The sequence below is a fragment of the Streptococcus cristatus genome (genome assembly GCF_963529205.1).
Taxonomy (GTDB): domain Bacteria; phylum Bacillota; class Bacilli; order Lactobacillales; family Streptococcaceae; genus Streptococcus; species Streptococcus cristatus_O.
The window spans coordinates 1-14,069 of sequence record NZ_CAURYF010000038.1 but is presented as its reverse complement, the minus strand read 5'-3'; the positions used below and the strand labels follow the sequence as shown (position 1 = coordinate 14,069).

Sequence of the window (14,069 nt, the reverse complement as noted above, 5' to 3'; positions counted from 1 at the left end):
GCACCAACTTCCAAGCCTTCAATGTTTTTGAATTCACGAATGAAGCGCTTAGGAGCCGTGTTAGCTTTCGCTACATGTCCTTTAGCAGGTTTGTTGCTCAATACTTCACGTTTGTCATCGAAACCAACTTGGATAGCGTTGTATCCGTCTGTTTCAACAGTTTTAACTTGAAGAACAACGTTTGGAGTTGCTTCAATAACTGTTACAGGGATCAATTCGCCAGCTTCAGTGAAGATTTGAGTCATTCCCACTTTTTTCCCTAAGATTCCTTTTGTCATGAGAAAATAGTTCCTTTTCTATATTTTTTATTCAAAAAGTTTTTAACGAGCGTTTTTTATGCTCAAGGTATCAAGCTTTAGATTAAAGTTTGATTTCTACGTTTACACCACTTGGAAGATCCAATTTCATCAAAGCGTCAACTGTTTTTTGAGTTGGGTTGATGATGTCGATCAAGCGTTTGTGAGTACGCATTTCAAATTGTTCGCGAGAGTCTTTGTATTTGTGAGTCGCACGAATGATTGTGTAGAGGCTACGCTCAGTTGGAAGTGGGATTGGACCCGCAACTTGTGCACCTGTACGAGTAGCTGATTCTACGATTTTTGCAGCCGCTGTGTCGAGTGTACGGTGTTCGTAAGCTTTCAAACGGATGCGGATTTTTTTGTTTGCCATCTTTTTCTCCTTTTCGTCTATTTAAGATAATAGGCTAGCTCCACAAGAAAACCGACAGGCGGTTGCGTGGCAATGCAACCGAGCGTGTCGCAACCTCTTGCATCAAAGCTACACGCTGTTTTCACAGCACCATAGTATCTTAACACAAAGAACCAAGCATTGCAAGGGATTTGAGCAAGTTTTTAAAGATTTTTAGGATAATTTTTTATAAAAGCGTTTTCTAAGCGACTTATAATTCTTGTAATCATTTATATAGAAGAAAATTTAGATTATTCTACCTATTCGTTTGAGTTTTTGCTCAAAAAATAAAAATGCTCACTGACGCACATCAGTGAGATTAAGAATGGAAAATTTGCTTTTAGCTACTTTATTTTATAACAACGGGCTGTCCTTTTCGATGCGAAAGCTATTGCCAGTCTGGCATATGACAAGGTCTGCAGCTGCTAGATAGGGCTGATAAAAGTGCTGATATTGCTCTCTCCGATCTAAATGCGTCTGCTCTATCCACTCCGGTCTACGTTCTCGCACAGCCACATCCCGTGCCAAGCGGCGTTCTAACTCAGTTTGATCATCCGTGTAAAAGCAAATCGATAAATCAAACAAGCTTTTAGGCAAAAAAGCTGCTGACATGCCTTCTACTATTAAAATTGGCTTTCGTGCTGACAAACGCAAACTCGGTGACCAAGCTTTGCCAATGGTCAGAATATCCAGACCAGATTGCAAAGCACAAATATCGCGCTCCAGACTACTGAGTTCATGAACGGCTGGAATACAAGCCGTTACTTTTTGATGAGGAAAGTCTTTGGAACTGAGCAAATCTCGATACTCCCCAGTAATTACATAAGGATCTGTTCCCAGAAGATTAGCTCCTTCCTCACCCAAGGCTAGCTGGAGTTTTCGAGCAAAAGTTGACTTACCCGAAGCACCATGACCGTAAATGCGCAGGGTGTGCTTTTGACCATCCGACAGGTAGTCTACCAAGCTTTCCAACAGTTTTCCTTCATCAGACATATTTCTTCCCTTTACTGAAGACTCTTAGAAATTTCTCTTGGAGCGGTTGTAGCCGTAGCGCTCGACAAAGTCTTCGCGGAATTCCAACAGATTATCATCCATAATGGCTTTACGAACCTTCTTCATGAGATTTACCAAGAAATAGAGGTTGTGGTAACTGGTCAAGCGGAGGCCAAAGGTTTCATCAGCCTTGAGCAGGTGGCGGATATAGGCCCGCGTGTAGTTTGTACAAGTATAGCAGTCACAGTCGTGATCCAGCGGCGTGAAATCTTCCTCAAACTGGGCATTTTTGACAACCAGACGTCCTTCACTGGTCATACAGGTACCGTTTCGGGCAATCCGAGTCGGCAGAACGCAGTCAAACATATCAACCCCACGAATAACACCGTCAATCAAGCTATCTGGCGCTCCAACTCCCATGAGATAGCGAGGTTTGTTTTCAGGCAACAAGGGCGTTGTGAAGTCCAGCACTGCATTCATCTCTTCGTGAGACTCGCCGACAGCCAGACCTCCAATAGAGTAGCCTGGGAAATCCATGCTGACTAAGTCTTGGGCAGACTGGCGGCGCAAATCTTCAAAGCCAGCGCCCTGAACAATCCCAAAGAGACCTTGGTCGTGCGGACGAGTATGAGCCTTGAGTCCACGCTCCGCCCAACGGCTAGTCCGCTCAATGGACTTCTTGACATAGTCATAAGGCTGGTAGAACTGCGGGCATTCATCAAAGGACATCATGATGTCGCTACCTAGGTTGTTCTGGATAGAGATGGCCTTTTCTGGCGATAGGAACATCTTGGAGCCATTAAGGTGGTTCTTAAAAGTCACTCCTTCTTCTGTGATGTTGCGACTGTCAGCTAGAGAATAAACCTGAAAACCACCACTATCGGTCAGAATAGGCTGGTCCCAGTTCATGAACTTGTGCAGGCCACCTGCACGGGCAATCAGCTCATCACCTGGCCGCAACCAGAGGTGGTAAGTATTGGCCAAGATGATACCAGAACCCATTTGCTTGAGCTCTTCTGGCGACTGGGTCTTGACCGTAGCCTGAGTGCCGACCGGCATAAACATAGGCGTTGGGAAGGTTCCGTGGGGCGTGATAATCTCCCCCAAACGAGCACCTGTGTGCTTTTCTTTTTTGATCAAACGATACTGAATCGGTGAATCTGACATGTTTCCTCCTGCTGGGAAAGACAGTCCCAGCTATTTTCTTCTATAAAATAAGCGACAAGCGCTCATAAGATACCATATGATTTTACCAAAAAAAGTCTTGTCTGTCACGATATGTGGTATAATAAAAATCATGAAATGGAGGTCTGTATGAATTTAAGCGAAATCCGTGCCCAGGCACGAACCATCCGAAATCAAACCAACGGCATTTTCTCACTCTTTGCCATTCCAACTCTGGTAACCATTTTATCTACCTATCTGTCACCTAACCGTCATTTAGAGGAAATTATCCCCCAGCTGGAAATCAATCAGGCCTTTGTTGTGATTTTTGGTCGTCAAATTTTTCCACAAATCGTAGAATTTATCATCACCTTGCTCTTTTTATCTGCTAGCTTCAGCATGATGGAAGTCGTCCGGAAAAAACGTGATACAGTTGGCTTTACAGATATTGGCCGCATCTTTTCTGCTGAGCTTTTTTCGCCAATTTTTATCACACAACTGACCAAAAGCATTCTCCTCTTGCTGTGGAATTCTATCAGCCTTGTCGGTTCATTTTTCCTTGTTTTCAGCAGTTACAAGGTGCTGGCTATTTATGGAAAAATGTCCGATTTGTCTCAATTAACAGCTGCTAGTCCTGAGGTGGAGCAAATCGTCAGCTATGCGCCCATGATGTTTCTTGGCACTCTCATTGTCTTGGCTGGTACGGCAGTATTCCTGATGGCCAACTATGCTTACTCTCAGACCGACTTCATCCTTTATGATCAGCTAAGTACTGGCACCTACCAAGGTCCTTGGCAAGTTCTTGTGCAAAGTAGACGCATGATGAAAGGCTATAAATGGAAACGTTTCTTGCTGGATCTGAGCTTTATCGGCTGGTATATACTGATTGGGATTACACTGGGAATCGCTGGGGTCGTGGCCTATCCCTATATCACAACAGCTCGAGTACTCTTTTATGAAAATTTAAAATCACTAAGTAAGTAAAAGGAGGCTGGGACTTTTGTCCCAGCCTCCTCAATTGTCTTTGGATTGTCAAGCAAGACGCAGTGGTTGAGTGGGCTCTATTACGCTGATTTCATCAGCTTTTACAGCCCTACTCAACTGTGCGGAGGTGGGACGACGAAATCGAATTCTAACGAATTACCTATTTCTATCCCACTCTCTTTTTTCGTCTAGATTTAACGCAGTTGGACCTTCAACACCAAGGGTAAGTCGCCTGCTACACTCGGCATGAAGACGCGCAAACCTTGGGGCGTTTGTTCCCATTCGAGCGGTTCCTCATAGCCTAGTAAGGATACCTTTTCTATGATACCATGAAAGCGAGAAGCGGGATTTTCTCTTTCGTCTGCTAAGGCCTGAATCGTCAGCCGCTGATTTACTGCAGGCTCCATCAGAAAGGCATACACTGCTCCGCCCTTGGCTGTGAAACGGAAATCCTCACTCGTGTAAATCACAGCGTTTCCATCTGAAAATGGCCCACTGTCTACTTGTGTAGGACCTTCTCCAAATTGCCTCCACGCGCGTGAGTCATAGATCGCTTGGCCATTCACTTGAAGCCAAGCCCCGATCTCTCTCAAGATTTCTTGATCTTTTTCTGGAATCGCCCCGTCTCCTTTCGGCCCAATATTCAGCAACAAATTCCCATTTTTGGACACAACATCAATCAAGGTCTGGATGATTTCTTTAGCTGACTTATAGTCAAGGTTTTCTGTGTAGCCCCAAGAATTTCGCGCAATAGCTGTATCCGTCTGCCAAGTGAAGGGCTGGATCTCTGCGAAACCGCCACGTTCCACTTCCACAATCCCCGCACCAAAAGCCAGCGCATCATGTTTGTAGCAAATGCTAGTTGGCTTCCCAGAGGCCTCACCTAAATTATAATAATAGGCCGCAAAAAGCTTCATGTGCTCTTTAAAAGCTACATGCTGAACCCACCAGTCGAAATACAAAATCTCAGGCTGGTAATCTCGAACCAGCTCACAGGTACGCAGGAGCCAATCATCTAGAAACTCCTGACTCGGATAAGGCTGACCAAACAAATCATGGTGGTCTGGCTCTGGCATAGCTGGCCAGTAGAGTTCCTCGCGACTGACTTCGCTGGCAATGTCACTGGCAAACTCCTTTCCATGCGAAAAGAAAAAGTGATGCTCTGCCCGATGGGAGGAAGTACAAAAATGCACTTGCTCTCTTTGGGCTGCCTGACTCAATTCCCCCAAGATGTCACGCTTTGGCCCCATTTCTACACTATTAAAAGGAGAGAACTGACTGCCATAAAGCTGGAAGCCGTCGTGATGCTCTGCCACTGGAAAAATATATTGGGCTCCCGCTTCTTTAAAGAGGCGTAGCCATTCGTCCGCATGAAAATTTTCGGCAGTAAAAAGTGGAATAAAGTCCTTGTAGCCGAAATCTTTGTGGGGGCCAAAAGTTTTGACATGGTGGTCAAATTCTGCCGTGCCCTGGATGTACATATTTCGAGAATACCACTCGCTCCCAAAGGCAGGAAGGCTGTAGAGTCCCCAGTGAATAAAAATCCCAAACTTAGCCCTTTTGAACCAGTTGGGAACTTGATAGGTCGCAAGAGAGTCCCAGTCTGGATAGAAAGGGCCTTGGTTGGCAACTCTTTGAATTTCTTCTAAAGATATTTTCATCACTACTACCTCATCATTCGATTAAAACGCTTTCTTTTATTGTACCAATTTTTTGAGAAGATAGAGCCATTTTACAAAAAATAATCCAAAACAGTCCTGCGAGGAAACATTCCCTATAAAGCAGAGAAAAAGGAACAGCAAGCAATTCTGTTCCTTGTTTTTATATTGTCAGCATGATGAGTGTCTCGGAAAGCCACTCGCATCACGATGCTCATCATTCAATACATCAATTCGCTACACGATAGTAGGGATGTTGGCTTGCATAGGTAAAATCTTGCCCCACTAAAATGCGTTCTTTCCGATTTTCACTTCCAGTATCATAAAGACGAGCTCCTTTAGGAATAGCTGTGAAGGAGGCCACTTCATTCCCTGATTTATGAGTTAAAAACGCTCCGAACTTACCTTCATATACCTGACTATTTGTCAAAGTGTAGTCGCTTGACTCATTTCCTCTGTAAGTATGGGACAGCAAGCCATTTGCATCAAATACTAATTGGTTGCCCAAATCATCCTGCCAAGTACCAGCAATGCTAGAGAAATCACCATTTGCTAGAGCATTGACATCTATTCCTGAGGCTACAGGGGCCACTGGATTAGCTGGAGTTGTTGGAGTATTCGAATCTGCTGAAGTCTTGTTGTCCACGGGCTTCTCAGCCTGGCTGGAAACACTCTGGTCGCTAGAAGGCTTGGTAGTAGAGGATGCTTTTGCTTCGTTGGAAGCAGAACTTTGCTTAGCTGATGATTTAGTCGAAGACTTGCTAGAACTGCTAATCTTAGAGCTCTGAGAGGTAGAACTGCTAGCCTCCGTGGAAGGTTTAGAGCTACAGGCTGCAAGCAGAAAAGCAGAGCATAAGGCAGTGGCTGTCAATAAGATAAATTTACTACGTTTCATCATGGAATCTCCTTGTTTGTAACAAAAGAAATATTTTGTAATCTAATTGTAATCATACGAAATAATTTTGTCAACATTTTGTGTAATATTTTTCTCAAAGTTTATCTGCAATTTATGGAAATACCTTTTTGATGCAAAAACGAGGTTGGGACAAAAGTCCTAGCCTCTCAATTGTCTTTGGATTGCCGAGCAAGGCGCAGTGGTTGAGTGGGCTCTACTACGCTGATTTCATCAGTTTTTACAGCCCTACTCAACTGTGCGGAGGTGGGACGACGAAATCGAATTCTAACCAATTACCGATTTCTGTCCCACTCTCGCTTCGTTTCAAATTTTCTCTAAATCCTGAACGATCCGCTCAAAGGCTGCCTCTAAAGAATCTTCATTCCTAAAGAGCGATTCTTCTTGCCAACCTAAGAAGTCTCGGTCTTTCCACCAGCGCTTCATGTCGGATGGGGTGAATTCTTCTTGTTTTACTCTAGTCCGATGGCGGCGGACGGTTTCTTCAAAAGTCAAATCATAGTAATAGGCTAGAGTCTGAGAAGCAAACAAAGTCCGCAACCGTTCCAGCATCTGTCCGTAAATGTCTGTCTCATAAAACCCTTCTACCAAGATCAGCAAATCATGCTCGTAGCCAAAACGAGCTAGGCTTTCAGTCAGGTCAATAGATAGGTTGCCCGGCTCAACTTTTTCCTTGAGCATGTCCCGTCTAACTGTGTCCTGCGCAATCAAGAGAGTCCCTCGACCATAGTGTGCCTGCAGTTTCTTGGCCAGACTCGACTTGCCAGAGCCGGAATTACCACGAATGATGACTAACTTGGCCATTTATTCGCCCAGAATCAAGCGGGTATGCTCGCGTTTGATGCAGCGATCCATAACGATATCTTCGCAACCAGCTGCCCGCAAAATCTGCTCAGCTTCTTCATTTTCCAAGCCCAACTGAGCCCAGAAAATCTTGGAATCTGCTTCCAGAAAATCACGCGCCACATCTGGCAGAAACTCGCTACGACGGTAAACATCGACAATATCCACTGGGAAAGGAATGTCTTTGAGACTGGCATAAACTGTTTCACCAAAAATCTGACTGCCCGCTGCTCGCGGATTGACTGGGATAATGCGATAGCCCCGCTCCTGCATCTCCTTGGATACACGGTTACTGGTTGTTTCTTTGCGGTCAGACAGGCCAACAACGGCAATCACCTTGCTGTTTTCCAGATAGCGCTTGACAACGCCGTCACTGGGATTTTGAAAATGGTAAGTCATAAACTTCCTCCTGTTTTATAAATAATTTTTAACTTTTTTAACAATGATATCTTAGCTGAACATGAGCTGAAACTTCGGAAAATAGATAAATTCTCCAAAATCTTGCAAGCCTAACTGATACGAGCTAAAACCTTGGAAATAGATATTCCGTTCTGGGAGCATGACTCCTTCGGCCAGATTCCTGATTTTCAGTCGTTTTTTGACGCTCTTTCTATCTTGTCTTACTTCGCCTCGTACCAAGTTTGGCCGGCATTTTCATCTGCGACCAGAGGAACAGCCAATTCAATCGCAGCTTCCATGGTTTCTTTGACTAGCTGGCGGATAGCTATTAGTTCGTCATTTGGCACTTCTAACACGATTTCATCGTGCACCTGCAGGAGCATGCGAGACTTGAAATTCTTCTCTGTCAGAGCTCGATCCAGATTGATCATAGCGACTTTGAGAATGTCTGCGGCGGAGCCTTGAATTGGGCTGTTAATAGCTGTGCGCTCCGCAAAATTTCGGATGTTAAAGTTGCGGGAATTGATGTCTGGCAAGGAGCGACGGCGATGGTAAATAGTCTCTACATAGCCCTTATCACGCGCTTCGCGGACAATCGTTTCCATATAATTCTTGATACCAGGGAAACGCTCAAAATAAGTCTGAATATAGTCTTTGGCAGCCTTGCGGGAAATGCCTAGATTATTGGCTAGGCCGAAGTCGGAAATGCCATAGACTACTCCGAAGTTGACAGCCTTGGCATTGCGGCGGTCATTCGGCGTCACATCCTCTGCCTTTTCAATACCAAAGACCCGCATAGCGGTAGCTGTGTGAATGTCTTCTCCATGCTGAAAGGCAGCTATCAAATGCTCGTCCTGCGAAATGTGAGCCAGCACCCGCAACTCAATCTGGGAATAATCCGAGCTGAGTAGCACACTATCTGCCCACTCTGGCACAAAGGCCTTGCGAATAAGGCGCCCCTGCTCCAAACGAACGGGGATGTTCTGGAGGTTGGGGTCAACCGAGGACAGGCGGCCCGTCTGAGTCAAATCCTGAACATAGCGAGTGTGAATCTTGCCGTCAGCTGCAATCGCCTCCTGCAGTCCGATGATATAAGTGGACTGGAGCTTGCTGATTTGACGATATTCCAGAATCTTAGACACAATCGGTGCAATCGGTGCTAAACGCTCCAGCACAGCCACCGCTGTCGAGTAGCCCGTCTTGGTCTTTTTGGTGTACTCCAGCGGCAGCCCCATATCCTCAAAGAGAATGGTTCCCAGCTGTTTCGGTGAGTTGATATTAAACTCCTGACCAGCTAGATCGTAAATCTCTCGAGTCAGACTTTCCAGCGTCTTTTCATTTTCCGCCTGCATACCCTGCAGGGTTTCCCGCTCAACCTTGATTCCCGCAATCTCCATCTTGGCTAAGACAAAGGCCAGCGGCTGCTCCATTTCAAGCAACAAATCCAGCTGATTATGGGCGCGGAGCTGTTCTTGCATTGGCTCTTCTGTTTCCAGCAATACTTGGATCTTACGAGCTAGATGCTCAAAGAGCTGCTCTTGCTCCGGCAGAGCGCGCTTGGCTCCCTTGCCATAAACCTCATCATCAGTCGGCAGAATGGTTTGGCCGTAGAGGCGAGCAATGGTCGCCAGCTCATTATCCTCGACCGTCGAAAGCAGATACTTGGCTAGGCGCGCATCAAAAGATGCTGCTGGCAACTCGATGCCATAATGACTGAGCAGTACCTTGGTCCGCTTTAGGTCGTAGGTTTTCAGAGCTGTTCTTGTCAAAAACTCCTGAAAGAGAGATTGCTGCAGTAAATCACTGAAACCGACATAAATCTGACGGCTATCGCCCCAGGCAAGACCGACAATCTCTTCCTTGTGGTAGTTGTCACCCAAGATTTCAAAATAGAAGAATTGCTCTGGTGCCAGCATATCCACTGTCACCTCAGTCACTTTGGTAAATTCAATTGGTTTGACTTCTACTGGTTCCTGAGCAGTTCCTAGCTGAGCCTTGAGCTGCTTGAAGCCCATCTCGTCATAGAACTTGCTCAGGGTCTCTATCTGCGGACCCTTATAAACCAAATCATCCAGCCCGATTTCAATCGGAGCCTGAGTATTGATGGTAGCTAGGGTCTTCGATAAGAAGGCCTTGTCCTTGTCATTGATCAGATTTTCCTTCATCTTGGAAGCCTTGAGCTGGTCAATGTTTTCATAGAGATTTTCCAAAGAGCCATACTCCAAGAGGAGCTTGAGGCCAGTCTTCTCACCAATCTTGGTCACGCCGGGGATATTATCCGACTGATCGCCCATCAGCGCCTTGAGATCGATGAACTGCTCTGGCGTGATGCCCATCTTTTCCATGAGGTAGGCTGGGGTAAACTCCTCAAACTCGGCCACGCCTTTCTTGGAAATTTCCACCACGGTATTATCATCCGTCAGCTGAATCAAGTCTTTATCGCCGCTGACAATGGTCACATCGTAAGGCACTGCTGTCTTTTCAGCCATCTTATCCAAGGTCCCGATGATGTCATCCGCCTCGTACTGAGCCAGATCATAGTAGCGAATGCCTAGGTGCTGCAGCATTTCTCGGATAAAAGGCAGCTGCTCACGAAATTCATCCGGTGTCTTGGCCCGACCTGCCTTATAGTCTGCGTACATCTCGGTCCGGAAGGTCGTCTTGCCAGCATCAAAAGCTACCAGGACATGGGTCGGCTGCACGCGCTCCAAGAGATGATTGAGCATGAGGTGGAAGCCATAAATGGCATTGGTATGCAGGCCAGATGGACTCTTGAAACGGTCGATTTGATTATAAAGCGCAAAAAAAGCGCGAAAAGCAACGGACGAACCGTCGATTAATAATAATTTGTTCTTTTTTTCCATAGGTTTATTATAACACGAAAGGCGGACAAAGACAGAAAAGGCGGCGTGGAAAATCGGTAGAAAATGAATTGAGATCCAAATTTTGCTATAATTATCCTTCATGAACTGGAAAGCAAACACCAAAACGAAGAAATTATCATCAGTTCCCATGGCAATCTGATTTGCATCTTGCTGAGTGCATTTGACTCCAGCATTGATTATGACTTCTGGCGTAGCCTAAGCATGCCAGATGTACTGGTTTTAGACGAAGATGAAAAAATCACTCGCCTCCTCTAAGAGAAACCTACCTTGCCTCGTATCGCCTAGCAAGAGCCAGCTATATCTTATCACTCTTCTATGGTATAATAATAAAAACTAGGAGGTGAAGCATGTTCCCAATAACCATTCCAACTCTTGTGACTGAGGAAGTCTATCAACGATTTGCATGGTCTGTTTTCTTACGCGGGAAAAGATTCTTGCTGAATATGTTCATTTTGATAGGAATCCTGGCTCTCTATCTGACCTTCCTACCTGAAAACCTGAGGCGTTTTTCTTTCTTTATCGTGCTATTTACATCTTTGATTATATTCCCAGTAATGTACTTTGGCACGGACTCTCAGATAAAGAAAGCCTATCGGAAAACTCCTTTTTGGAAGGATATGGAGCAAACTCTTATATTTGAGAAAGATAAATTTTCTGTAAAAAGCAAACGAGGAGAGTTTCTTTATAGCTATGATGACATCGTCAAAGTTTTTCATACTAAAGAAGATTTTTATATCATGTTGGGACCAATTGTCGGTTTCCCTATTGAAAAAAAGAACTGTACTCCCGAGGCTCTTGAGTTCTTGCTAGAACTTCACATTGAGCATATGTAAAAGAAAAAGCAGGCTAGACTGACAGTAGATCAGTTCTAGTCTGCTTTTTATCTTGTAAATAATTGCTTGATATCCAGCAACTTCTCTATCTTCTGATTGATTTCTGGTCTATAGTCACAGAAGTTAATGCTCTGGATGCCACTGTTGACGGCGACATCCACATCCAGCGTCCGGTCGCCTATATAGTAGGTTTCCTGCTTGTCCAGACCATATTTCTCAAGCAGATAGTCGACTCCTTCTGGATGGGGCTTGCGTTCAAAGCCGTTGGCTGTCGTGATGATTTCTGTAAAATAATCATGAATACCCAAGTCTTGCAAGATTTGATGGGCATTGAGTCCCTTGTGGGTATAGACAAACTGGGCAATGCCCTGCTCCTTAGCCCAAGCCAGTATCTCCGCAGCTCCTTCCATCATATGGACCTGAGCATTTTTCTCCTTTAGGCTTGCTCCACGGAAGGCATTCATCTCGGCAGCGTCCAGACCTTTCTCAGACGCCACTTCCTCCAAGAGCTTCTGGACAGAGTGCTTTAGGATATAGCTGTGAATACTTGCCCTGTCAAAGTCCAGACCATAGTGAGCATAGGTTTCCTCAATTCCTGCCAAAATAGCATCATAGGAGTCCAGCAAGGTGCCGTCCAAATCCCAAATAAACACTTTTGTCATGTGATCCCCCTCATTTTTCTGTCAAATAAAACCTTTAAAAACAGCCAGCGGAAGCCATTGTCCAAGAGAGTCCCAGCCCAGACTCCTGGCAGACCCAAGCCAAAGGTCACACCCAACAAATAGCCTGAGATGATGCGAATTAGCCACATACCAATAGTCGTGGCATAAAAGGGCAGTCTGGCATTGCCCAGCCCCTGCCAAACCGCTGTGTAAATCACGGTCCCAGCTGCCATGGGAGTGCCCAGCAGAGAAAAGAGGATGACCGAAAGACTAGCTGTGATCGCTCCGCTATTGTCCGTATAGAGCAAGGTCAGCGGTCGACCAAGGGCGAAAATCCCTAAAGCCAAGGGCAGCATGCAAGTAAAAGACAGCCAGAAGGCCCGCTGACGAATCAGACCAACCGCTTGCATATCTCCCTCCCCAACCGCATGGGCTACCAGCATGACGGTTGCTGTCGCGACTCCGAAAGCTGGCATGTAGTTAAACTGAGTCAGGACTTCACCGATGGCATTCCCCGCTACTGCGTCCGTCCCAAAGACGACCACAATGGCGATGATCACTACATCACCCGCCCGCATCATTAGCCGTTCTCCAGCAGCCGGCAGAGACAGGCGCAAGAGCTCTCCATCTAAGCCCCAACGCCAGCGGATTGTGGACAAATCCAGCTCCCGCCAGAGAATAACCACACCGACCAAACGAGCCAGCACCGTCCCCAGCGCTACGCCGACAATACCAAGCCGAAAGACATAAATGCCCAGAGCTGAAAAAAGGGCATTGAGAACATTGGTCAGAAGACTGACATACATGGGAAATCGAGGATTGCGCGTGACCCGCACCAGAGCTCCAAAGGAAGTCATCAAGCCTAGCAGGACAATGGTCCCACCAACCAAAGCCAGATACAGACCGCCAGCCTCGGCCACCGCTTTTTCTGTCCCCAGAAGATCCAACATCTGCCTGCCAAAAAGCAGAGAAAGCAGACCTAAGAAAGCACTCAGAAGCAGCGTCAACTTGATAGCCTCGGCTGTATGATAGGCCAGACGCTCCTTGTCCCCTTGAGCCAGAGTTTTGGAGATGAGACTGGAAATAGCAGCCCCCAGAGCGATAAAGATTGCCTGATAAATCGTAATGATGTTGCCGGCCACCGAGACACCGGAAATCGCAATCAGCCCAAGACTGGCCACCAGATAGCTGTCGACCATTCCCATGAGCATCTGCAAAAAATTCTCCGCCATAGCCGGCAAGGCGATATTCATGATTTTTTTATAAGTCGTCATAGAGAAATTTCTTCCTTTTAAGCATCAGCTACTTCACTTTCTTTCATTGGACGTCCTAAGAAAAAATCAGCCAGATATCCAGCTGATTTTAGGCTTTCTAAGCCATTTTTACAATCCTAAGTAATCCTCGACTGCTGCCTGCATTTGGTCGGCAGCGACCGTCGTTTTGTGGCGCACTGGGGCTGTTTCCAAGCCGTCCACAGCTGGTGGCAGGGCTACGCCAGAAAGTTCGTGCAGTTGGCCCAAAGCCTCAAAGTCACTGAGTCCTGTTTGACCAGTCACAGCCTCAACAGCCACGACTGGGAATTTATAAGGACTAGCGGTAGATGCGATAACTGTCTTGCGCTGATCCCCTGTCTCTGCCAGATATTTTTGATAGACAGCAGACGCAACGGCTGTATGAGGATCTTCGATGTAGTCAGATCCTTCATAGACCCGCTTGATTTCAGCTGCTGTTTCTTTCTCTGTCGCATAGTCAGCCGCAAAGAGCTCTAAAATTTCAGCGTCAAAGTCCGTCAGTTCATACTGACATTGCTCATTCAGAGCCGCCATCAAAGCAGCTGTTTTCTCAGCGCTATTACTAGACAGATGGAAAATCAAGCGCTCCAAGTTAGAGGAAACCAGAATATCCATGGATGGACTAGTGGTCACCTTGAAGCTCCGCTTCTTGTCATAAACCTGCGTCTTGAAGAAGTCAGTCAGGACATTGTTTTCATTCGATGCGCAGATCAGCTTGCCAACTGGCAGACCGATTTGCTTGGCATAGTAGGCCGC

Annotated in this window: 14 protein-coding genes and 1 pseudogene; 3 read left to right on the top strand and 12 right to left on the bottom strand. The window is 46.0% G+C overall.

Annotated elements, in window-relative coordinates:
* The 4 genes from RWS39_RS08195 to tgt form a co-directional block, all read right to left on the bottom strand.
* Nucleotides 1-278, bottom strand: a 278-nt coding sequence (locus tag RWS39_RS08195; RefSeq protein WP_462982795.1) for a large ribosomal subunit protein uL3, incomplete at its 3' end; no start/stop codon positions are given.
* 82 nt (nucleotides 279-360) lie between these two features.
* The gene (gene rpsJ / locus RWS39_RS08190; protein WP_003009585.1) at nucleotides 361-669 is read right to left on the bottom strand and encodes a 30S ribosomal protein S10; all 309 of its coding nucleotides are present in this window, start codon (nucleotides 667-669) and stop codon (nucleotides 361-363) included.
* A gap of 372 nt (nucleotides 670-1,041) precedes the next feature.
* The gene (locus RWS39_RS08185) at nucleotides 1,042-1,680 is read right to left on the bottom strand and encodes a uridine kinase family protein (RefSeq protein WP_314482363.1); all 639 of its coding nucleotides are present in this window, start codon (nucleotides 1,678-1,680) and stop codon (nucleotides 1,042-1,044) included.
* Between the two features lie 24 nt (nucleotides 1,681-1,704).
* Nucleotides 1,705-2,847: a tRNA guanosine(34) transglycosylase Tgt gene (gene tgt / locus RWS39_RS08180; RefSeq protein WP_314482361.1), complete on the bottom strand. Its 1,143-nt coding sequence runs from the start codon at nucleotides 2,845-2,847 to the stop codon at nucleotides 1,705-1,707.
* Nucleotides 2,848-2,994: 147 nt separating this feature from the next.
* Here tgt and RWS39_RS08175 point away from each other — a divergent pair, with 147 nt between their 5' ends.
* The gene (locus RWS39_RS08175) at nucleotides 2,995-3,828 is read left to right on the top strand and encodes a DUF975 family protein (protein ID WP_314482359.1); all 834 of its coding nucleotides are present in this window, start codon (nucleotides 2,995-2,997) and stop codon (nucleotides 3,826-3,828) included.
* A gap of 194 nt (nucleotides 3,829-4,022) precedes the next feature.
* Here the strand turns inward: RWS39_RS08175 and RWS39_RS08170 are convergent, their stop codons facing one another.
* The 5 genes from RWS39_RS08170 to polA all read right to left on the bottom strand — a co-directional run bounded on the left by RWS39_RS08170 (nucleotide 4,023) and on the right by polA (nucleotide 10,505).
* Entirely contained in the window at nucleotides 4,023-5,489 is a 1,467-nt protein-coding gene (locus RWS39_RS08170; RefSeq protein ID WP_314482357.1) for an alpha-L-fucosidase, read from the bottom strand.
* Nucleotides 5,490-5,715: 226 nt separating this feature from the next.
* Nucleotides 5,716-6,384, bottom strand: coding sequence for a DUF6287 domain-containing protein (locus RWS39_RS08165; protein ID WP_314482354.1), 669 nt, complete (start codon nucleotides 6,382-6,384; stop codon nucleotides 5,716-5,718).
* A gap of 321 nt (nucleotides 6,385-6,705) precedes the next feature.
* A complete protein-coding gene (locus RWS39_RS08160; protein WP_314482352.1) occupies nucleotides 6,706-7,203 on the bottom strand; it encodes a kinase in 498 nt (165 codons plus the stop codon).
* On the bottom strand, nucleotides 7,204-7,641 hold the full coding sequence (locus tag RWS39_RS08155) for a CoA-binding protein (protein ID WP_314482349.1): 438 nt from the start codon (nucleotides 7,639-7,641) through the stop codon (nucleotides 7,204-7,206). It abuts the gene before it with no gap.
* A gap of 221 nt (nucleotides 7,642-7,862) precedes the next feature.
* Complete coding sequence (gene polA / locus RWS39_RS08150; RefSeq protein WP_314482346.1) at nucleotides 7,863-10,505, bottom strand: DNA polymerase I; 2,643 nt, start codon at nucleotides 10,503-10,505, stop codon at nucleotides 7,863-7,865.
* Nucleotides 10,506-10,589: 84 nt separating this feature from the next.
* Here polA and RWS39_RS08145 point away from each other — a divergent pair.
* Nucleotides 10,590-10,781, top strand: a pseudogene (locus RWS39_RS08145) (histidine phosphatase family protein); the annotation flags it as partial.
* A gap of 92 nt (nucleotides 10,782-10,873) precedes the next feature.
* Nucleotides 10,874-11,359: a YcxB family protein gene (locus RWS39_RS08140; protein ID WP_314482343.1), complete on the top strand. Its 486-nt coding sequence runs from the start codon at nucleotides 10,874-10,876 to the stop codon at nucleotides 11,357-11,359.
* 47 nt (nucleotides 11,360-11,406) lie between these two features.
* Here the strand turns inward: RWS39_RS08140 and RWS39_RS08135 are convergent, their stop codons facing one another.
* The 3 genes from RWS39_RS08135 to RWS39_RS08125 all read right to left on the bottom strand — a co-directional run.
* The gene (locus RWS39_RS08135; protein ID WP_314482341.1) at nucleotides 11,407-12,021 is read right to left on the bottom strand and encodes an HAD-IA family hydrolase; all 615 of its coding nucleotides are present in this window, start codon (nucleotides 12,019-12,021) and stop codon (nucleotides 11,407-11,409) included.
* Nucleotides 12,018-13,295, bottom strand: coding sequence for an MATE family efflux transporter (locus RWS39_RS08130; RefSeq protein WP_314482336.1), 1,278 nt, complete (start codon nucleotides 13,293-13,295; stop codon nucleotides 12,018-12,020). Before RWS39_RS08130 ends, RWS39_RS08135 begins: the two co-directional genes overlap by 4 nt.
* 108 nt (nucleotides 13,296-13,403) lie before the next feature.
* The coding region (locus RWS39_RS08125) for a PALP domain-containing protein (RefSeq protein ID WP_462982794.1) at nucleotides 13,404-14,069 on the bottom strand (666 nt) is incomplete at its 5' end.

Bases quoted from the DNA above. Each gene is read 5' to 3' on its own strand.
- rpsJ (WP_003009585.1), bottom strand. From the start codon at position 669: ATGGCAAACAAAAAAATCCGCATCCGTTTGAAAGCTTACGAACACCGT.
- RWS39_RS08185 (WP_314482363.1), bottom strand. From the start codon at position 1,680: ATGTCTGATGAAGGAAAACTGTTGGAAAGCTTGGTAGACTACCTGTCG.
- tgt (WP_314482361.1), bottom strand. From the start codon at position 2,847: ATGTCAGATTCACCGATTCAGTATCGTTTGATCAAAAAAGAAAAGCAC.
- RWS39_RS08175 (WP_314482359.1), top strand. From the start codon at position 2,995: ATGAATTTAAGCGAAATCCGTGCCCAGGCACGAACCATCCGAAATCAA.
- RWS39_RS08170 (WP_314482357.1), bottom strand. From the start codon at position 5,489: ATGAAAATATCTTTAGAAGAAATTCAAAGAGTTGCCAACCAAGGCCCT.
- RWS39_RS08165 (WP_314482354.1), bottom strand. From the start codon at position 6,384: ATGATGAAACGTAGTAAATTTATCTTATTGACAGCCACTGCCTTATGC.
- RWS39_RS08160 (WP_314482352.1), bottom strand. From the start codon at position 7,203: ATGGCCAAGTTAGTCATCATTCGTGGTAATTCCGGCTCTGGCAAGTCG.
- RWS39_RS08155 (WP_314482349.1), bottom strand. From the start codon at position 7,641: ATGACTTACCATTTTCAAAATCCCAGTGACGGCGTTGTCAAGCGCTAT.
- polA (WP_314482346.1), bottom strand. From the start codon at position 10,505: ATGGAAAAAAAGAACAAATTATTATTAATCGACGGTTCGTCCGTTGCT.
- RWS39_RS08140 (WP_314482343.1), top strand. From the start codon at position 10,874: ATGTTCCCAATAACCATTCCAACTCTTGTGACTGAGGAAGTCTATCAA.
- RWS39_RS08135 (WP_314482341.1), bottom strand. From the start codon at position 12,021: ATGACAAAAGTGTTTATTTGGGATTTGGACGGCACCTTGCTGGACTCC.
- RWS39_RS08130 (WP_314482336.1), bottom strand. From the start codon at position 13,295: ATGACGACTTATAAAAAAATCATGAATATCGCCTTGCCGGCTATGGCG.